This window comes from Lactiplantibacillus brownii (assembly GCF_031085375.1).
Lineage (GTDB): Bacteria > Bacillota > Bacilli > Lactobacillales > Lactobacillaceae > Lactiplantibacillus > Lactiplantibacillus brownii.
Map to the genome: position 1 here is coordinate 1,956,315 of NZ_JAVCWF010000001.1, position 19,092 is coordinate 1,975,406.

Sequence of the window (19,092 nt, forward strand, 5' to 3'; positions counted from 1 at the left end):
CCAGGTTAGTGTCTGGCCGACTTTTAAGACGTGGGTTTCGGCTTGAAAGCGCACTGCAGACCGAATTTTGGCTGCAGGTCTGCCCCCACGGTGAACGTGCTGGTCAACGGAGACGGACAATTAATCAGTTATTTAAATAGAAACACTATGATACACTAACTACAGACCGACAACTGTCCTTTTATTAAAAAACAATCTAAAAAATTCTCATGGAGGAATCAACTTGATCACCCTACTCTTAGTCATCTACACCTTAATCGCGGCCGGACTCGGCTATTACCTAGTTCGCCATCAAAATAAGCGTTTTCTCACCTTTGATCCAACCGAGTCGTCAACCGTCCAACATGTCGCCCGTTACGGTGGCAGCTTAATGTTACTCGTGGCCCTCGGCGGTGCCGTGACAATTTTTTATCAAAGTACCGTGGTTATTGCGTTAGTTCTCGCTAGCGGTTGTTTGATCATGATGGCAATCGGCTTACTTCTCATCAGTTTCATGTAAATTGAGAGAAAACGCTTTTTATTTTTTACGAAAACCTTTACAATAAAGGTATAAAGTATTGAGGGGTGAGAATGATGTTACAACAATACCAACACATCTTAGTTCCCGTTGATGGTTCATATGAAGCGGAATTAGCATTTAAAAAGGCGGTCGCCGTGGCTAAGCGGAATGGCCCTAAAGCGTCAGTTCACATGGTGCACGTCGTGGATACGCGGGCATTCCAAAACATTTCTAGTTTTGACACGACCATGGTTGAACAAGTTACCGATACTGCGCAAAAGACATTGGATAAGTACGTCGCAGAAGCCAAGTCAGAAGGCTTGGACAATGTGGACTATTCAATCGAATATGGGGCACCCAAGACCATTATTGCGCGCGATGTGCCAAAAGATTTAGGCATTGATTTGATCATGATTGGTGCCACTGGTTTGAACGCAGTGGAACGACTTTTGATTGGCTCAGTTACTGAATATGTCACCCGTATGGCGGTCTGTGATGTTCTCGTTGTTCGGACTGATTTGGCTAATAAACCAGCTCCTAAACCTAAGAAAAAGTAATCTTATTTTACTGAAAAAAGCCTCATGACCTGACTTTCGATTGAAAGTTAATCATGAGACTTTTTTAGTTTAGCCTTACATTGGCCGTCGCGAGAGTCGTGCTAACCAATAGGCATAGCCAACTACAATCGCACTCGTTGTTAGGGTTAGACCGACGAGTAACGTCATACCGATTGCTTGACCGAAAACACCGGCAACAATGCCAAGTAACCCACTGACATATAGCAGCCATCCTCCGACTCGATTCACTTTGTGCCAAATGGCTGCGGAAGCATAGGTCCAGACAACGCGCACACCGATCAAGTGATTGCGTGGCACATCCACACATAGCACGCCGAAAAAGCTGATCAACAGCCCAATGCCAATCTCCGGTACACTGACTTGCTGGAAGACACTCGGAAATCCCACAACCAAAATACTCAGCCCCAACCACCCCAATGACCAATGTTGTGCAATTTGCCAAGGTTGCCAATGGTAATTTTTTTCAAGTAACCAGGGTGCCACTAGTGATAGTCCAAAAACCAGCGTGATGACTAGGCCTAATTGTGGATCGAGGCCCACCTTTGGAATACGCTGCCCCGTTGGTAACCAAAGCCAGACCAAACTCAGTATATTCACGAGACTGATTAACATCGTTGTGGCACGCTGCTTTGACATTTGTAGTTTTCGCATTTTTTAACCTTTCCCTAACAAAATTTATTTGAGTGAAAAAAAGCGCCCAGTTTCAAATTGGCAACCAATTCAAAACTGGGCGTTTCCTTTAACTAGGCATCTTTGGCCACTTGCAAGGGCGCAATGTGGTATTCTGCCATTTCTTTAATAATCTTTTGAGTTAGCTTTTCATTATGAGTGACCAAGCTTAACGCATAAGCCACATAATAATGATCATGAGCTGAAGCCACATTGTTTAAAACGACTTCGTTAGCAGCCTTTTGGGCATATAGCCGATCAAGCAAGTACAATGATTGACTTTCTTGCGCTTTTTTCAAGGCTAAATCGATCAACTCCAACGCTTCTTCAGGGAAGTTAATCTTCGCATAAAGTTGCGCCGCAGAAGCATAAATCAAAATTTCGTTTTGCAAATAATCGTCGTCACCAATTGGCATCGCTTGCGCGTCCATGGTATGCAACGTTGCGACCGCTTGCTTCACGAAGATTTCAGCTTTGTCATAAGACTGCTTGCGTTCGTACGCTAAACCAGTCCCCAACGTTGCCAAAATGGCAAACATGTCGTGACTTGACTTCACGAATTGATTTAATAACATCCCAAAGTTGAAGATGGCTTCATCCGCATTGTCGTTCAAGACTAATTGTAAATAACCTTCATAGTAATAATATTGTTTCTTGTCCGTATTGCTACGCAGTTGCTTTGGCCGAATCTTCGCAAAGACTTCGTTGGCTGCATCCAACTGATCGTGACGAATCAAAGAATCAATTTTTTTGAAGGTCCGATATAACTGGTCATCATTTTCTACAATAACATCAGATAAACGAATTCCTAATCGATTACAAATTTTCATCATAATTTTCATACTTGGAATTTTACTTTTCTTCTCAATTAAACTAATCGTTGCTTGGGTACAAATACCCTCCGCCAATTCCTTTTGCGACATGCCTTTACGCTTCCGAAACTGCCGAACTTTCTCTCCCAATATTCTCATCATAAACCCCTCTTTATGTCTACAACACTCAACCTAACACTAATTTGATCACCGCTAAGTCCGACCCCACTCGCAAACCTAACGTCGCTAACACCTAATCAATCCTTAAACATCGATTAATAATTGATTGCCCGCATTGTCGAATTGGACAATACCAATTACGCATATTATTATATTCAGATAAGTGATAATACGCAAGAAATAAGATTAATTCTTATTCAATATTAAGTTATAGCATGTTTTACCCCCATGGTCACTTATTAATCGTTCAGGTTTTCAATTAGTTAACAGAACTAATTTACACAACGTTAACTCAGTCACCAGACTGACGAAAGCGATTCAAAGTGGATAAGGTCAACGTTTATATTTGTCAAACAAAAGCACATCCAAATCCCATGCTGTCGAGGTTCCAAACTCCTAGCCAGTTTCTAATTCTCTCATTTTTGACTGGTTTATTATCATAAACTAATCAGCCAATTAATAAGCTGGTAAAAATAATAATGTTGCGGCTGTTTTTGTATTCGTCGCAATCGCCCTGGCTGATTCGTAATAATTCCGGTTGGGCGCAATGCCGATAACCGTTGTAGCTGAATTGGCCGATCTACCGTCCATAAATAAACTGCCTTATGTTCCCGCTTAGCGCTTGCTAATTGCTCACGGGTCACCGTCAGGGCTTGCAGGGAATAGAAATCCGCCACATTCGGGCTAAACGCCGTCAAGTAAAACGGGGTAATATAGCCAACTCGCAACCGGCGTGTCCGCTGTTTTAAGCGTGTCACGACTTGGTAGTCTAACGAATGGACTGAGCTTCCCCGGTGTTCCAATAGCGTCGCGTAACGATCAGCAAATGGTGAAACTAATTGGACTGCATCGCCAACTGCCTTGATTTCGACTAACAGAGGCTGATGTAGCCGTTGTGCCGCGGCCAAATAAGCGTTAAAGGAGCTCAATTCACCGTGCTGACCGTGCTCGGTTAAAGGTAAACCGGCCAACTGGTCTAATTGATAGGCTTGCACCGGTCCCGGACGATCCGCTAAATGACGCAATGTGGGATCATGCATGACTACCCAGTGTTGATCAGCGGTAGGTTGAATATCCATCTCCACAAATGCCGGCTGGGTTGCTTTCACGGTCCGTTTCAGGGCGCTCGTGGTATTTTGTACGCCATCCGCACCATTTACCCCACGATGAGCAATAACGGCTGGTAACGTTGCTGAGGGCGTCTGCAACCACCAAGTTGCACTCAATAGCGTACTCAGCAGTAACAAGCCCATCAGGCCTAAATGTGGCCGCGCTGACCGATCAATCGTGCTGTCGCCGAACCAACCTGTCCACCAACTAGCTAAAATCACCCAGCCAAGCCATTGTAGACCAGCCAAACTTAAAATTGCGCTGACGCGACCTGCCGTCTGATTGACTAGTTCAAAGCCGCCCGTTATGGCGACTAAGCCTATTGCCACGACCAACCAAGCCACTAACCAGCGCGTCAGTTTTAACAACCGCCAGACCACTGGCCACCAAGGTTGATGCCAACCTTGTTGCCACCAATCACGCCAGCCCGTTGGCGCCCGTAGTTGGTCCCGCCAAGCAATTAACCATTTGAACGACCCTAACCATAACAGGCCCCAGATTGGTACGACCCATGGCAACCAGTCGTAACGCGTCATAAAGAGCGTGTTCTGAAAGTCAGCGGGCAGTTGAATGCTGGCTTGTAACGTTGCCAAATAGCCGCCCCAACCTAAAGGGAGCCAGATCACGCCGAGCAACCATTGACCACCCCAGATGAAGCCACGTTGGCGCCACGACCAAGTTTGAGTGCTGGACCGTTCTGCTAGGCTCGGCAACCAGGCACTCAGCACGACTAAGCCGACTAGCGACCACCAACCGCCAAGCTGAACGCCCAGCCATTTGTCGATTAAGGCCAATAACAGACCACTCACCCACCAAATTGCCAGTGGGCCATGCAACTGGGCCAAGCCGCGTTTGAAATTTTGACTGCCCCGTGCGAACATCTTCGCATCCCCCCGTTTATGTAAAAAGATGAGCCTGGGACAAAAGCGCCAGACTCATCTTACTTTTTCTCATATTTATCGCCAAAGCGAGCAATTTATTCGGCGTCTAAAGCCACAAAATCGTAATGAATCTCAGATTGCCGCTTGAATTCATCAAAACCAAGTTGAATCAAACGATCAATCAAGTCAGTATAACCAATTCCTGAAACTTCCCAAAGTTTTGGATACAAGCTAATGTTGGTAAATCCAGGCAACGTATTGATTTCACCCAAGTAAGGTTCGCCATCTTCTGAGACTAAGAAATCAACTCGAGCCATCCCCTTCAACCCTAGCGCCTTAAATGCGCCCAACGACATTTCTTGAATGCGTTTCGTCAAATCGGCTGGTAGGTCAACGGGCAATTCGAATGTTACACCACTGGCATCCACAAACTTATTATTATAATCATAAAAAGTATCGCTCTTAGGCACATCAATCGCGCCAAGCTTCGAAGCAATGGCATCCTCGTTGCCAAGAATGGAACATTCCACTTCACGCGGATTGTCGATGGATTCTTCAACTAAGATCTTATAATCGTATTTGAAAGCATCCGCTAAGCCATCCAAGTAGTCCTGTTCATTTTCAGCCTTATGAATTCCGACTGAAGAGCCTTGGTTGGCTGGCTTGATAAACAAGTGCGCCCCAACGTGTTCGCTCAGATAGGCATACGTCATTTGTTTCCGATTTTCAGGCGTTACCACCACGTATTTGGTATTCTGAATATGATGATGCGTCAAAATTTGCTTCGTAATATCCTTATCAAAACTAGCCGCTGAAGCTAATACGCCACTACCGACGTAAGGCTTCTTCAGTAACTTGAACAGGCCTTGTAAGGTCCCATCTTCACCCAAATTACCGTGAACGACCGGATAAAAGATATCAATATCCTTGGCGCCCATTAAATTCTTGATGGGTGCTAACGGATCACTCATATCTAGCTTTGGTAATTCTTCTGCGACCACCTTATCTTCTGGTTCACCATCAAAGATCCGACGGGTTGCAGTATCGCTTAGAATGACCCCATTCTTAGTAATCAAGAATAAATCAATTTGATACTTCTGTTTGTCCATTGCATCGTAAATATTATGAGCTGAACGCTTCGAAACATCATGTTCAGAAGAGTTTCCGCCAAACAACATGCCAACATGGATCTTTTTTTGTGTGTCCATTTTTAGTTCATCCTATCAAGATTTATTTCATATTACGGCTTCTTTAATTTTACAATATCTCAACAAATTTAGAAACATTTTTGCAACTTTGAAACCGTTATTATGCATTAAATGGCGCTGTTAATACTAATTTACCCAACATTTGTCCTGTTTCAACAATCTTGTGGGCTGTTTTTAAGGTCTCCGCATTGATCCCCGTGAGCACTTTTTTAGTCGTCGGCTGCAAAACACCCGTGTCAGCCAAATGCGCCATTTTGGCTAACATCATCCCTTGCGTGGCTAACTCTGGCAACTGATAATTGGGCTTGGTAAACATAAATTCCCAAGCAAAGTTTAAACTCTTGGGTTTCAACAAAGCCATTGGTAATGGTTTCGTATTCGTCACGACCGCCACAATGGTACTTAATGGCCGCATTAGTGGCGCCACGATTGGCAAATATAAGTCCGTTGAGTGAAATATAATGGCACTATCAACGGTCTCAATTCCGCGTGCTTTAAGCTGTTGTGCCAAGTCGTCATGATAATCGAGCACCACATCCGCGCCTAAGGACGTGACCCAAGCTTTCGTTTGCGGTTGCCCAGCTGTCGTGATGACCGTTAAACCGGCCCACTTTGCTAATTGAATCGCCACCGAACCGACCCCGCCGGCCCCATTGATAATCAAGACTGATCGACCAACGTTGGCATTTTTTGCCGCTCGCCACGGTAACTTTTCGAATAAGGCTTCCCAGGCCGTGATACCGGTCAATGGTAACCCCGCAGCCGCCGTGGTTGACCATTTTTTCGGTGTTAAAGCAACTAAGCGTTCGTCTACCAGTTGATATTCGGCATTGCTGCCGGGGCGATCAACCGCACCCGCATAATAGACGACATCATCCGTCATCACGCTGGTCACTTGGTCACCCACCGCCAAAACTTTCCCGACCGCATCAAAGCCTAAAATACGTGGCGTCTTCGTGGCAACTTGCACTTGCCGCTGTTTGGTATCAATGGGATTGACTGAAACGGCCTGAACCGCAACTAACACATCACGCCCAGTGGGTTGTGCCACGTCGATGGTCACGTCTTCAAAGGCGCGCGGATCACTTAGCGGATGACCCGCATATAACCCAACTGCTTTTGCTTGCATAACTAACTTCCTTCCAAAACTAGCCTAAAAACTCTAATTCATCATCTAAATATTCCACAATGGCGGTTGGAAAATCATCATGTAACGCCATAGCTTCAAGTAAGCGATTCCGATTAAAAACGCGCGTCCAAGCTTGGGCCGTTGCCGGTGCCGGTTGCATCACTAATTGTTGATGCCATTTTTTTAGCGCCCGTAAGAGATAGTCTGAATACAACTCGTCTTTTGACGTAATCAGCGCTAAATAGGATGACAATCGTTCCGCTTCACCAAAGATCAGTGGCGTTGTGAGTCGTTGATAATGCTCGATCAAGCTAGCCAACATCATTAATTTATCCGCTCTAGCCAGATCATTTTCATCGGCCAATTCATCGAGTAAATTGCCAATATGCGTATACGCATGCGCCCAACCATGATTAGGGACAAAACCGCGTGTATCACGCTCCAAAAGTAAATAAGTTGTAAATTGTTGGACCACTTGTTCCAAACGAGCCGGCGTCATAAACGCCATCCCCGCATGGTCAGCATACAATAAGACCGACAAAATCAAAATTGAAAACGACCGCTGAAAAACGGCATCATTCTCTGGTTGATCAATATGACTAAAAAGTTGCTCATCTTGGGTTAGCCGGTCGAAGATCGTTCCCAACTGATCACTAGTTAATAATTGTTGTTGTAAAGCCTCATTCAGCAGGTAGTAACAGCCTCGGTCCCGAACATTAGCATCCAGCGAACCCAAATGCTGGACCAATAAGTTGAGTTGGTCATCGGTAATTTCGGTCAATGTCCCTGCTTCCAGACCAGCGTGCAATTTTTTGATTAAGTCTGAGACAGCCCCGTCGTCCGGTATGGTCACGGTCGTGGCGGGAGCTACTGGAATCTGATCAATCAGGTAACCCAATCGCTGCGGGAGTGATTGATAGAGCTCTCCAGCGCGTAAATGCTGGCGTAACTTCATGACGTCAGCTTTTAAAGTTGCTAAATTCTGTGCTTCCATAATAACCTCGATTGCTCAGTTTATCCTTTATTTTAGCATGATTGGCGGGGTTTGCACATTGGTTACACGTTAATTTAAGCCGCCACTCATCTACTTTTAAGAGACTAGTCGTGATTGTAAAGATTTGACCTCGAGACCAGTGGTAATTGCGCTGGGACGTTTACACGAACAGGTCGACTCATAAATTAGTCCTGAACCACTTAATTTTAGGTAATTAAAAAGCCGTCCAACGTGACTTCTCGTTGCAACGACTTTTCAGTAGTAAAGGCAATACGACTTAATATCATCGAAAAAGCTTAACCATCTATTTTTCAGCTTGTGGTAAAACATCAACTTTAGATTTGATGAACTTCGCAGATGATGCTAATGACGCCTGTTCATCTGACGTCAAGTTCAGATGGATTAAGGCTTCAACCCCATCCTTGCCGATTACTGCGGGCATGCCCACGTAAGTCCCAAAATCAGGATCAAAGGCCGAAACTGGGCAAGCTAGTTTTTCATCCGCACTCACCGCTTCTGCCAGACGAACGCCACAGGTCGCAATCGCAAAGTTTGTGTAGTGTTTCCCTTCCATGACCGCAAATGCCCCTTGGCGTGCATCTTCTTCAAGTTGCTTTAAATCTAAGTCCTTGAAGTTAGCGATTGGTTGCCCATTGACCGCCACCGTTGACCAAGCTACGAATTGAGAATTACCATGTTCCCCATAAACGTAGCCCGCCACGTTTTTACCATTGGTCTGTAAAGCTTGACCAACATACTTTTGCATCCGGGCCGTATCTAAGAACGTGCCCGTCCCAAAGACCCGGTTACGGTCAAAACCTGTCATCCGTTGTAAATAGTCAGTCATGACATCACAAGGATTCATAATATCGATCAGGATTCCTTTGAAACCAGAAGCCACGATTTTAGGCGCAATATCCCGCACGATTGCTTGATTTGAGTCATACTCACCAAACCGACCCTTCGAACTGTTCATGTCGATCGCGCCAATATTCCCAGAAGCCACAATTAGAACTTCCGCATCCGCTAAAGCGGCATAGTCGTTGATCACAATTTTAGTCGTCGACCCTAATCGCGGTGACGCGTCATCTAAATCTAGCTTTTGTGCTTGTGCTAACTTTTCGTTATGATCAATCAAAACTAATTCATCAACGGTTCCATGTTGAACCAAAGTATAGGCAACCGTTGCCCCAACTTGACCTAAACCAATAACACCATATTTACGCATTATGCTAACTCCATTCTGTAAAATATTTAACTAAAGTTAGCGTACCTTGCAAGGGCTTTAAAGTCAAGCAGGGCGCAGTCTCATGTGTTTTTAATGTCATCAAAAAAGCCGGCCATTTTCAGACCGACTTTTCATTGACTTAATTGGTTGAGGCCACCGGTAAAATGGCACCCTTATAATGTTTCTTGATCCAGCTTTGCGTACTCTTTGAGCGTAACGCCTTCATCAACTTCTTGATTGCAGGCTTGTTCTTGTCACCCTTCCGAACAGCCACAATGTTGGCATATGGTGAATCGGATTTTTCAAGCGCAATGGCATCTTTCCGTGGATCTAAACCAGCTTGAACCGCATAGTTGGCGTTAATAACGACGGCATCACCTTCGTTATTCTTGTAAAATTGTGGCATTAATTTAGCTTCGTACGAATGCTTGAAGACTAAGTGTTTCTTGTTCGTCGCAATATCGTTGAAGTTGGCAGACGTGATGTCCGTCCCCTTTTTCAAGGTGATCAACCCGGCATCCTTAAAGAGTGTCAGTACCCGACCATAGTCCGCCACGTTGCTGCTTACTAAGACGGTCGCGCCCTCTTTAAGATTCTTAAGGTTTTTGACCTTTTTCGAAAAGACCCCAATTGGTTCCAAATGGACAGTGCCCGCTGAAACTAGCGTCCCATTATTTTCTTTATTCCAGTTATCTAAGAATGGCACGTGTTGGAAATAGTTGGCATCCAATTCTTTAGAAGCCAACGCTTTGTTTGGTAACACGTAGTCTTGGAAGACTTTAATCTTTAAATTGACGCCTTCCTTTTTCAATTCTGGTTGAATATGCTTCAAGATTTGTGCATGTGGCACCGCTGAAGCCCCCACCGTAATCGTGGTCGTCTTTGATGATGACGACGATGACTTACCACAACCAACTAACAGAAATGCCGTTGCGGCAATCGCTAATAACCCTAAAATTCGCTTTTTTTGCATGCTGAATTTCCTCCTAATCAAATTGTTAAACCCTTTTTAATAATCCCTTAAAACCATTAATTAACGCGTTTATCGATATGCTTGACCGCAAAATCCCCGATAAATTGGAAAATGAAAACGATAATGACGATAATCACCGTTGCAACTAAAGTGATCGCATTGTTATTGGATTGGAACCCATCTTGATACGCTAAGTTACCAAGACCCCCAGCCCCAATCGCCCCAGCCATGGCTGTATACCCAATCAATGAGATCGTCGTGACGGTGATACCGGAAACCAGCGCTGGTAAACTTTCTGGTAACAAGACTTTTCGAATGATTTGCCAACGCGTTGCACCCATTGATTCAGCCGCTTCCACGACGCCGTGATCAAGTTCATGAAAAGCCAACTCAACCATCCGCGCATAGAATGGTGCGGCAGAAATAATCAATGAGGGCAATGCCGCGCGTGGCCCAATAATCGTGCCGACAATACTTTGGGTAACTGGCAATAATAAGACGATTAAGATGATAAATGGAATCGACCGGAAAACGTTGACAAACAACGCGACGACCCAATTTAACAACTTGGCCAATGGATTTTGACTGTTGGTGGTTTCAAATAATAGCAACCCCAAGGCAATCCCTAAAATTGCCACCACAATCATTGAAACAAGCGTCAACCAAATCGTTTCCCAGGTCGAGCTCCACATATTGCCCCAATCGACATTTGAAAATTTGAAATATGAGCCTAACCCTTGACTATTCACGATTTAAAACCTCCGTTTCAACCCGCATCTTTTGTAAATAAGCTAATGCGCCATCAATTTGATCCTGGTCCCCACTGATTTGGATATACAACGACCCAATGGCGCCTTCTTGCGTTTGATGAATGGCACCCTCAATAATGTTCAAGTCTAACGTGTATTGCTTCAACATTTCTGAAACAATCGGCAGTTGTGCTTGGTCGCCGTGGAAGGTCAACTGAACGATGGTCCCTTTCGGATACTTTGCCAATAACTGATCAACGACCGCCGTCGTTTCGTTCAAGGATGGCGTGACTTCTTCATTAACGAAGCGTTTCGTTACGGCTTGTTTAGGCCGCTTGAAGACTTCTAAGACAGGCCCCTGTTCAACGATTTTACCATCTTCCATGACCGCCACATGATCCGCAATCTTACGAATCACGTGCATTTCATGGGTGATCAACACAATCGTCAAATTCAACTTTTTATTAATATCGAGTAACAAATCAAGGACTTCATCCGTCGTTTGCGGATCTAGCGCACTCGTCGCTTCATCAGATAACAAGATTTGCGGATCATTGGCTAAGGCTCTGGCAATCCCGACCCGTTGCTTTTGCCCACCAGAGAGTTCTGAAGGATAAGCAGTTTCGCGGCCGGAGAGACCAACTAACTCAGCCAAATGTTCAGCTTTCTTTTTAGCCTCGGCTTTGCTGTTACCCGCAATTTCTAATGGAAACATGATATTTTGCAACACCGTTCGTGACCACAATAAGTTAAAATGTTGGAAAATCATCCCAATTTTGTGGCGCTGCTCACGAAGCTTGGCACCAGCTAGCGCGGAAATTTCAACGCCATCAATGTCAACCGACCCACTAGTGGGCGTTTCCAGCCCATTCAACATGCGAATCAAGGTACTCTTCCCTGCCCCAGAATAACCAACGATTCCGTAGATATGGCCGTCTTCAATTTTTAAGTTCACATCTTGGACCGCATGCACGGTGCCTTGTTTACTAGCAAACGTTTTGGTCACGTCTTTAAATTCAATCAAGTTGCTTCCTCCTTATGCCGATAAATTGGTTCAGACCAATTAAATTAATCATTTATCAATCTCAATTACTTTGCAAACAAAAAAGCTTCTCATCCGATCAATTATGATTGACATCATAACCAATAGGACGAGAAGCTTAGTCTCGTGGTACCACCCATCTTTGCAGCCTGCTCACGCAAACTGTCTCAAGAGTTATTGCTAACTCGGCACGATAATGGGTGCAATCCAAACTTGGCTAACCAAAGCTCACCAAATTGCATTGATTCAAGACCATCTTCCGCTTCACGCCTAATCTCATTACACCAACCTGAGACTCTCTTAGTAGTCGTTACCGCGTACTCATCTTTTCAAAATGACATTTTTCTAATGATTTATTAATGTCCTGAGTATACCGAGGACGGATTCGCTTGTCAACCCCGAAAATTAATCGACGTCGATCAACCAAGCGACACCATCTTCTAAACTGTTCAAAGCCGTAAAGTCAGCTTTCAATGCTGGATTAACGGCCGTAACGGTCCCGTTAATTGGGCAATTAAATTCTGAAACGGCTTTCGTTGCTTCAATACTAAGGAAAGCTTCTTTTTGGCTGACCTTGTCACCAACGGCTGGTAACTCAGCATACTTCACTTCACCTAAGGCTTCGTGAGCGGCTTTCGTTAAACCAATTCGCGTATGACCGTCAGTATCTTTCGTCCAAAAATAATTTGCATCTTCACTCATCTTCAACACCATGCTTTCCTTAATTTAATTCCTTATTCAAACCGGTCGTTACGACTAAACATGTATGACTTGTAATGGAACCGCATCGACATGATCAGCCCAATTCCGGCCATGTTCGCAATCAACGCCGAACCCCCTTGACTAATAAACGGCAAAGGAATCCCAGTCATTGGGAGCAAACCGATACTCATCCCAACATTTTCAAAGACATGGAATAAGATCATCATAATAACACCCGTTGAGATGTAAGCATAAAACTCATTTTTCGTATTAAAGGTCACACGGATCATTTGATAGATTAACAAGAAATATAATAAAACTACAATGGTACAGCCGATAAAACCGAAGTTTTCACCAATCACGGAGAAAATCATATCGGATTCACGTACCGGTACTGTAACGTGTGACACATTGAAGCCCCGGCCAGTAATTTGGCCAGAACCAATGGCTTTCATACTTTGCCAAACTTGATACGCGTTGTTGGACGTATCAGTGGATGGGTTTAACCAAGTATCGATCCGGGCAAATTGATAAGCCTTAAACCCGACCGCTTCCAACACATGACGCCCACTGGTTGTAATAACCAAGTAGAGCACCGTTCCAGCAAACGCAAACACAATGGCAAAGGCTGGTGCGAGTAACCGCCAAGAGATCCCTGAAACTAAAATGACCCCACCTAAAATGGCAAAGAAGACTAACATCGTCCCAAAGTCATTTTGGAGCTTTAGTAAGATCACCAACGGTACCGTATAAGCAATTAGTTTACCAATTAATTGCCAATCACCGGCCGGCGTATGCGTTGGATTCTCAGTATTGTGCATCGTGACGACCCGACCTAACATCAAAATGAAGGCTGGCTTCATAATTTCTGACGGTTGGAAAGTCAATGAACCAACTGCAAACCAACTTTTGGCCCCAGTACTTGCATACATCGTTCGACTATACAAGACTAAGACCGCCACTAGGAGGAAGATCCCGAACCAATAAGCTAGCGGAGCCACCCGCCAAAGCTGTTCGGAGTCAAACTGCATAATAATGACTGCTAACGTCGTCCCGATCACAAACCACATCACTTGCGAAATAACCTGCTTCGTCACGTTGACCACACTTGAATCATGACTGGCAGCGACATAAATTGAGGCCAGCCCAATCAAGCCCAGCATCATGACGGAGAAGATAATTCCCCAGTCAATCCGTGATTCTTCTGCTTGACCACGAAGTCTAGATTCTTCTGCCACAGTAATAACGCTCCTTATTTTTCTAAGATAAGCTTGATTATACAACAACCTGGTGCCGAATAAACGGAACCAGGTTGAAGGTTAACCAAAAATTAGCCTTTATGCAAGTGGTACGCTGAAAGGACTTCTTGCAAACTTTCATCAAATGATTTGGTGTGTGCAAATGGTTGCACATCACTAGACAGTTCCGCATCAAAGCGATCGCCGTCTTGCATCACTTGACCGATCACTTGTTTCCCAATCAAAACTTCGGTGACCGTTTGATCGTTCACTTTAGTTTCGTTAAGTGTCACTGAAATGGCTTTATCTTTTTTTGACAATTACTTTTCCTCCTTAAAGGCCGGATTGCGACGTAATGAAAATTTCGCTGGTACCGGATCAAAGCCGCCTTTGACAAATGGTTGACAGCGTAAAACACGAGCCAGCCCCATCAGGCCACCACGAGCCGCACCAAAGCGCTCAACCGCTTCAATCGTATAAGTCGAGCAAGTCGGCCAATAACGGCAATGCGCCGGCGAAAAGGTGGATATGGCCCGTTGATACCAACGAATACTACTAATTAAAACGTGTTTCATCGCCAATTATTTTTTAGCACTCTTTTGCATGTGTTCCAGTAAGATACCGGCACCTTGCGCCACATTATTCAATGGGTGTTCAGCCACCATCACTGGCACTTTTAAGTTTTCACTAATTAATTGATCTAAGCCGCTCAAAAGCGCGCCCCCACCAGTTAACATAATGCCGCGATCAATAATATCGGCAGAAATTTCTGGTGGTAGAGTTTCCATAACATGATGAGCAGTCGTCACAATTTGCATCAACGTATCATGAATCGCTACTTCAACTTCATTGGAATCCATGTCAATTGAACGTGGCATCCCAGTGACCGTATCGCGACCACGAACTTGCATGACTTGATCATCATCGTCATCTTGTTTGAAGACTTGTGCGATCTGAATCTTAACATTTTCCGCGGTCCGTTCACCAATTAGCAAATGATGCTCATCTTTAACGTAGTTAGCAATGTCTTGGTTCATCCGATCGCCAGCCATCCGTAGTGAGCTGCTAGCAACGATATCGCCTAAAGATAAGACGGCAATATCACTAGTCCCACCACCAATATCAATGACCATGTTACCGCGTGGTTGGAAAATATCCATACCAGCACCAATGGCAGCAACTTTAGGTTCGACTTCCAAATACACCTTGTTACCACCGGACTTTTCAGCCGCCTGTAAGATCGCCTTACGTTCGATTTCCGTGGTGTTCGTTGGCGTACAGATCATAATACTTGGGCGTGACATAATACCACGCACATTTAATTTTTTAATGAAATAAGACAACATTTCTTCGGTAACATCAAAATCTGAAATTACCCCGTCCTTTAATGGTCGGATTGCCCGAATGTTACTTGGGGTCTTACCAACCATTTGATAGGCTTCCGACCCGACTGCTAATACTTGATTCGTATTCGTATCAATGGCAACGACGGATGGTTCATTTAACACGATGCCCTTCCCGGATACGTAAATCAAAACATTGGCAGTACCTAAGTCGATACCAATATCTAAAGCCATGTTTTTGCTCCTCTCAAACTTGCAGTTATACAACTTATCATTATAGCATACTCATCCCGACCTGCGAACCAGTGTCACGTCGTACTCGTACTTCAAATAACCGATTAATTCGCCGTCTCCGTTGACCAGCACGTTCGCCTTGGGGCAAACCCTGCAGCCAAAATACGGTCTGCAGGGCGCTTTCAAGCCGCAAACCACGTCTTAAAAGTCGGCCCAGACACTAACCTGGGTAAAAATCCCCCAGCTAAGTGTCTCGACACGGTGAACGAACTGGTCCACTCCAACGTCTTAAATAGTGGTTGCAGATAAAACGTTAATAAATTCAATGTAGATAAAAACCAATTTCCTTTAAGTCGAATGATCAGCGCAGGGCGGGCTGGATGATGCTCAGTGGTGAAATTTCTCTTGGCTGGTGAATTTCCAGCTTAGAGAAAGCCCGGCTTGTGAGACCGCACTTTGGCTCACAAACGTGGCCACCACGTTCCAGCATCAGTCCAGACCAACCGGAGCGACAAGTTAAGCCTATTTTATAAGTACGTACACGACAATATTCTAATCGTCGCGACGTTTAGACCATTCATCAACTGTGAGCGAATAAATCGCTTCGTCTTTATATTGAGCGTTAACCAAAATATTATCCGGTAGGGTCGCATCTAAATGATATTGACGCCGCTCAGCGACCGCACGACTAGGTTTGTTAGCCACGTCGGCACCCAAGCTCAATTTATGCAGATCAAGTTCTGTAAAGGCAATTTCTTCGACACGCTCAAGTGATTTTGTCATCACACCTCTACCGACATAAGCTTGACCTAGCCAGTAACCAATCTCACCGCGATGGTTAAGCGCGCTAATATTGTGCACATCAATCATCCCAGCAACTTCGCCATCGACGACGATTGTTGCCAGAAAAACTTTTCCATGCGCTTGTTTCGTCAACATTGATTCAATAAACTGACGTTCAGCTTGCACAGTGTCAGTCCCATCGACCCACGGCATCCAGGGTTTTAAATACTGACGATTCGCAGCCAGTAAATCAAACAGTGGTTCGGCATCTGCCACTTCGGTTGGTTTTAATGAGATATGTTTATCAATAATATTTATGAACATATTTTGTTTCCCTCCTGAATGACCATTTTCATAAAAAAACCTTCAAACACGAGTTTATCGCATTTTGAAGGTTTTGTAAGCTATTTTTTAAGGCTATTCAGCTGCTTCATGCGCAAAATCAGGATTTAACGCATAAACGGCTTCGTCTGGCACGCTGATGCGCTTAATTTCCGCACCTAACTTCGCTAATTTACCATGGAAATTAAAGTAACCGCGATCCAGATATTTCAAGTTCGTCACTTCGGTGTAACCCCGACTGACCAGCCCAGCAATGACTAATGCCGCTGCTGCACGTAAATCAGTCGCCGTCACTTGGGCGCCATTAAAGTTAGTTGGCCCATACATAATGACAGAACGTCCTTCAATTTTAAAATCTGCGTTCATCCGGCGCAATTCTTCCAAATGCATGAACCGATTTTCAAAGACGGTTTCAGTCAGCAAACTGGTCCCTTGGGCACAGAGCTGTAAAATAGTCATTTGTGGTTGCATATCGGTTGGAAAACCCGGATGTGGCATGGTTTTAACTGAAGTTGGCTTGAGCTTCAACGGGCCAATGACCCGAATACCACCAGCTTCTTCGGTAACCGTGACCCCCATCTCGCGCATTTTAGAAATCAAGGGCTTGTTGTGTTCCGCAATAGCATCTTCAACGAGGACGTTGCCTTGTGTGACTGCTGCGGCCACCATAAATGTGCCGGCTTCGATTCGATCTTGCACGATACTATGTTCACAACCGTGCATGGCCGGAACACCTTGTATCCGAATCGTTTCAGTTCCGGCACCCATTACCTTAGCACCCATTTGGTTTAAAATGTTGGCTAAGTCAACGATTTCTGGTTCACGAGCCACATTTTCCATCGTGGTGGTGCCTTCTGCCAAAGTTGCTGCCATCATGATATTTTGGGTCGCACCAACACTTGGAAAATCGAGGTAAATTGAGGCACCGTGTAGTTTTTCTGCGGTTGCTTCAACATAGCCATCATGCCGTTCAATCTCGGCACCCAGCGCACTTAGCCCTTTAAGGTGCAAATCAATCGGCCGCGAGCCAATCGCACAGCCACCAGGCATCGCAACCTTAGCGTGACCTAAACGTGCTAATAATGGTCCCATGACCACGATTGAAGCGCGCATCTTCGAAACATATTGGAATGGTGCTTCCGCTGATAATTGTTGACTTGCATCAATATCAATGGTTTTATTTATTTCATCAAAATCTACTTTTGTATTTAAGAAACGTAACACATTGTTCATTGTAAAAACATCTGATAATACGGGCACATTTGTTAGATGTGTCGTGCCAGAACTAGCCAGCAACCCTGCTGCTAGAATCGGCAATACTGCATTTTTGGCACCTTCGATATGGACATTTCCTGTCAAACGATGACCGCCATGAACTACAATTTCCTCCATGGATAACCCTCCATCACAAACGATTATAATCAAACCAGATAGCCGAAATTTTGGATTACGATGCAATCGTCTGACCAGACCAAACTTTTATTGGCTCCCTTTAATTGGGATGACCAAATAATTTTGATGCTGCTCAAGACGCCTGCATTAACGCACAGCCCTGCTAATTGCTATACCCAAAAAGCAATCCAAACACGCAAAAAACCGACTCACAAAATCCCATGATGGCACTTTGTTCAAATAGCGTCATCACTTGGTATTCCTAGTAGTTTCCTAATCATCATAACATAAACCCTAAGCGAATAAATATTACATTTTACAAAAATGTTACATTTTTAACATTCTGTCATTTACTTATGATTAGTTAACTTAGTTAGATATTGCTAGTGCCAAGTTATTTAATTTGTGGTTAATAGCAGGTGCAACTCATTGAAACGTTAGACTATCCGTTACAAAATCTTGACATCTGCTGACTCACGACTGATAGCCGTTCACATGTGATCCCGGGACCCCATCAAACCAACAGGTCGTTTTACGATGGCGTTCATGTGAGTGCTTATCACTGTAAGTCATGACATCCTAACCAGCTAGACTTCACCTGTTCTGCTCGTCAGTTTAGCCAACCTGAGACAAACTTACCAGTGTCAATCTGAGGTCGACCAATGCTTCGCTGGTCTATAATCTTATTTTAAGCGACAGTAAGCGGTTTCAGATAGAATTCACGCTTCTAAACCGCGAGTAATTAAACAGTTTGACCTTTCGCAAATAAAGTTCAACTAATTATCAATAGTCATTGAACTGTTAACGGTGGCTTATTCGTCGTGGCTGGTGGAGATGCGGCGTGGTTGTGAGTATTGTGAGTGATGAACGAAAACTGTTTTTGCCTAAAAAAAGTACCTACAACCGGCTGGCTGTAGGTACTTTGATTATTTGCTTTTCGAAACGTGTTCGCCCCAGCTGCGTCCTCCGCTTAGCTACGTTACCAATACGATGCTAAACCCGCATC

The 19,092-nt window shown here is 44.5% G+C and carries 19 protein-coding genes; 2 read left to right on the plus strand and 17 right to left on the minus strand.

Going from position 1 to position 19,092, the window contains the following annotated elements:
- The first annotated feature begins 223 nt into the window (after window positions 1–223).
- The gene (locus tag RA086_RS09265) at window positions 224–499 is read left to right on the plus strand and encodes a hypothetical protein (protein WP_308703517.1); all 276 of its coding nucleotides are present in this window, start codon (window positions 224–226) and stop codon (window positions 497–499) included.
- A gap of 74 nt (window positions 500–573) precedes the next feature.
- Window positions 574–1,056, plus strand: coding sequence for a universal stress protein (locus RA086_RS09270; protein ID WP_308704450.1), 483 nt, complete (start codon window positions 574–576; stop codon window positions 1,054–1,056).
- Window positions 1,057–1,131: 75 nt separating this feature from the next.
- On the opposite strand, the gene RA086_RS09275 is transcribed toward RA086_RS09270, so the two are convergent.
- The 17 genes from RA086_RS09275 to murA form a co-directional block, all read right to left on the minus strand.
- The gene (locus RA086_RS09275) at window positions 1,132–1,728 is read right to left on the minus strand and encodes an SdpI family protein (RefSeq protein WP_308703518.1); all 597 of its coding nucleotides are present in this window, start codon (window positions 1,726–1,728) and stop codon (window positions 1,132–1,134) included.
- Between the two features lie 92 nt (window positions 1,729–1,820).
- Entirely contained in the window at window positions 1,821–2,717 is an 897-nt protein-coding gene (locus RA086_RS09280) for a helix-turn-helix transcriptional regulator (protein WP_308704451.1), read from the minus strand.
- A gap of 458 nt (window positions 2,718–3,175) precedes the next feature.
- A complete protein-coding gene (locus RA086_RS09285; RefSeq protein WP_308703519.1) occupies window positions 3,176–4,729 on the minus strand; it encodes a glycerophosphodiester phosphodiesterase family protein in 1,554 nt (517 codons plus the stop codon).
- A 95-nt stretch (window positions 4,730–4,824) separates the two neighbouring features.
- A complete protein-coding gene (locus tag RA086_RS09290) occupies window positions 4,825–5,937 on the minus strand; it encodes a D-alanine--D-alanine ligase family protein (protein ID WP_308703520.1) in 1,113 nt (370 codons plus the stop codon).
- A gap of 100 nt (window positions 5,938–6,037) precedes the next feature.
- The gene (locus RA086_RS09295; RefSeq protein ID WP_308703521.1) at window positions 6,038–7,066 is read right to left on the minus strand and encodes a zinc-binding alcohol dehydrogenase family protein; all 1,029 of its coding nucleotides are present in this window, start codon (window positions 7,064–7,066) and stop codon (window positions 6,038–6,040) included.
- Between the two features lie 19 nt (window positions 7,067–7,085).
- Window positions 7,086–8,060 carry a DUF2785 domain-containing protein gene (locus tag RA086_RS09300; protein ID WP_308703522.1) on the minus strand — a complete coding sequence of 325 codons (975 nt, stop codon included), beginning with the start codon at window positions 8,058–8,060 and terminating at the stop codon, window positions 7,086–7,088.
- A gap of 304 nt (window positions 8,061–8,364) precedes the next feature.
- The gene (locus RA086_RS09305; RefSeq protein WP_308703523.1) at window positions 8,365–9,288 is read right to left on the minus strand and encodes an L-lactate dehydrogenase; all 924 of its coding nucleotides are present in this window, start codon (window positions 9,286–9,288) and stop codon (window positions 8,365–8,367) included.
- Window positions 9,289–9,427: 139 nt separating this feature from the next.
- The gene (locus tag RA086_RS09310) at window positions 9,428–10,261 is read right to left on the minus strand and encodes a MetQ/NlpA family ABC transporter substrate-binding protein (protein WP_308703524.1); all 834 of its coding nucleotides are present in this window, start codon (window positions 10,259–10,261) and stop codon (window positions 9,428–9,430) included.
- A 56-nt stretch (window positions 10,262–10,317) separates the two neighbouring features.
- Complete coding sequence (locus RA086_RS09315) at window positions 10,318–11,010, minus strand: methionine ABC transporter permease (RefSeq protein WP_308703525.1); 693 nt, start codon at window positions 11,008–11,010, stop codon at window positions 10,318–10,320.
- Window positions 11,003–12,034: a methionine ABC transporter ATP-binding protein gene (locus tag RA086_RS09320; protein WP_308703526.1), complete on the minus strand. Its 1,032-nt coding sequence runs from the start codon at window positions 12,032–12,034 to the stop codon at window positions 11,003–11,005. The genes RA086_RS09315 and RA086_RS09320 overlap by 8 nt, the downstream gene beginning before the upstream one ends.
- A 423-nt stretch (window positions 12,035–12,457) precedes the next feature.
- A complete protein-coding gene (locus RA086_RS09325) occupies window positions 12,458–12,754 on the minus strand; it encodes a glycine cleavage system protein H (protein ID WP_308703527.1) in 297 nt (98 codons plus the stop codon).
- A 32-nt stretch (window positions 12,755–12,786) separates the two neighbouring features.
- On the minus strand, window positions 12,787–13,992 hold the full coding sequence (locus RA086_RS09330; protein ID WP_308703528.1) for an FtsW/RodA/SpoVE family cell cycle protein: 1,206 nt from the start codon (window positions 13,990–13,992) through the stop codon (window positions 12,787–12,789).
- A 92-nt stretch (window positions 13,993–14,084) separates the two neighbouring features.
- Window positions 14,085–14,312 carry a DUF2969 domain-containing protein gene (locus RA086_RS09335; protein WP_308703529.1) on the minus strand — a complete coding sequence of 76 codons (228 nt, stop codon included), beginning with the start codon at window positions 14,310–14,312 and terminating at the stop codon, window positions 14,085–14,087.
- The gene (gene yidD, locus RA086_RS09340; protein ID WP_308704452.1) at window positions 14,313–14,567 is read right to left on the minus strand and encodes a membrane protein insertion efficiency factor YidD; all 255 of its coding nucleotides are present in this window, start codon (window positions 14,565–14,567) and stop codon (window positions 14,313–14,315) included.
- A gap of 6 nt (window positions 14,568–14,573) precedes the next feature.
- Window positions 14,574–15,569, minus strand: coding sequence for a rod shape-determining protein (gene mreB / locus RA086_RS09345; protein ID WP_308703530.1), 996 nt, complete (start codon window positions 15,567–15,569; stop codon window positions 14,574–14,576).
- 552 nt (window positions 15,570–16,121) lie between these two features.
- A complete protein-coding gene (locus RA086_RS09350; protein WP_308703531.1) occupies window positions 16,122–16,676 on the minus strand; it encodes a GNAT family N-acetyltransferase in 555 nt (184 codons plus the stop codon).
- A gap of 93 nt (window positions 16,677–16,769) precedes the next feature.
- Window positions 16,770–18,086, minus strand: a complete 1,317-nt coding sequence (gene murA / locus RA086_RS09355; RefSeq protein WP_308703532.1) for a UDP-N-acetylglucosamine 1-carboxyvinyltransferase — start codon at window positions 18,084–18,086, stop codon at window positions 16,770–16,772.
- Between the last annotated feature and the right edge of the window lie 1,006 nt (window positions 18,087–19,092).

Bases quoted from the DNA above. Each gene is read 5' to 3' on its own strand.
- RA086_RS09275 (WP_308703518.1), bottom strand. From the start codon at position 1,728: ATGCGAAAACTACAAATGTCAAAGCAGCGTGCCACAACGATGTTAATC.
- RA086_RS09305 (WP_308703523.1), bottom strand. From the start codon at position 9,288: ATGCGTAAATATGGTGTTATTGGTTTAGGTCAAGTTGGGGCAACGGTT.
- RA086_RS09310 (WP_308703524.1), bottom strand. From the start codon at position 10,261: ATGCAAAAAAAGCGAATTTTAGGGTTATTAGCGATTGCCGCAACGGCA.
- RA086_RS09295 (WP_308703521.1), bottom strand. From the start codon at position 7,066: ATGCAAGCAAAAGCAGTTGGGTTATATGCGGGTCATCCGCTAAGTGAT.
- RA086_RS09285 (WP_308703519.1), bottom strand. From the start codon at position 4,729: ATGTTCGCACGGGGCAGTCAAAATTTCAAACGCGGCTTGGCCCAGTTG.
- murA (WP_308703532.1), bottom strand. From the start codon at position 18,086: ATGGAGGAAATTGTAGTTCATGGCGGTCATCGTTTGACAGGAAATGTC.
- RA086_RS09300 (WP_308703522.1), bottom strand. From the start codon at position 8,060: ATGGAAGCACAGAATTTAGCAACTTTAAAAGCTGACGTCATGAAGTTA.
- mreB (WP_308703530.1), bottom strand. From the start codon at position 15,569: ATGGCTTTAGATATTGGTATCGACTTAGGTACTGCCAATGTTTTGATT.
- RA086_RS09325 (WP_308703527.1), bottom strand. From the start codon at position 12,754: ATGAGTGAAGATGCAAATTATTTTTGGACGAAAGATACTGACGGTCAT.
- RA086_RS09350 (WP_308703531.1), bottom strand. From the start codon at position 16,676: ATGTTCATAAATATTATTGATAAACATATCTCATTAAAACCAACCGAA.
- RA086_RS09290 (WP_308703520.1), bottom strand. From the start codon at position 5,937: ATGGACACACAAAAAAAGATCCATGTTGGCATGTTGTTTGGCGGAAAC.
- RA086_RS09280 (WP_308704451.1), bottom strand. From the start codon at position 2,717: ATGAGAATATTGGGAGAGAAAGTTCGGCAGTTTCGGAAGCGTAAAGGC.
- RA086_RS09270 (WP_308704450.1), top strand. From the start codon at position 574: ATGTTACAACAATACCAACACATCTTAGTTCCCGTTGATGGTTCATAT.
- yidD (WP_308704452.1), bottom strand. From the start codon at position 14,567: ATGAAACACGTTTTAATTAGTAGTATTCGTTGGTATCAACGGGCCATA.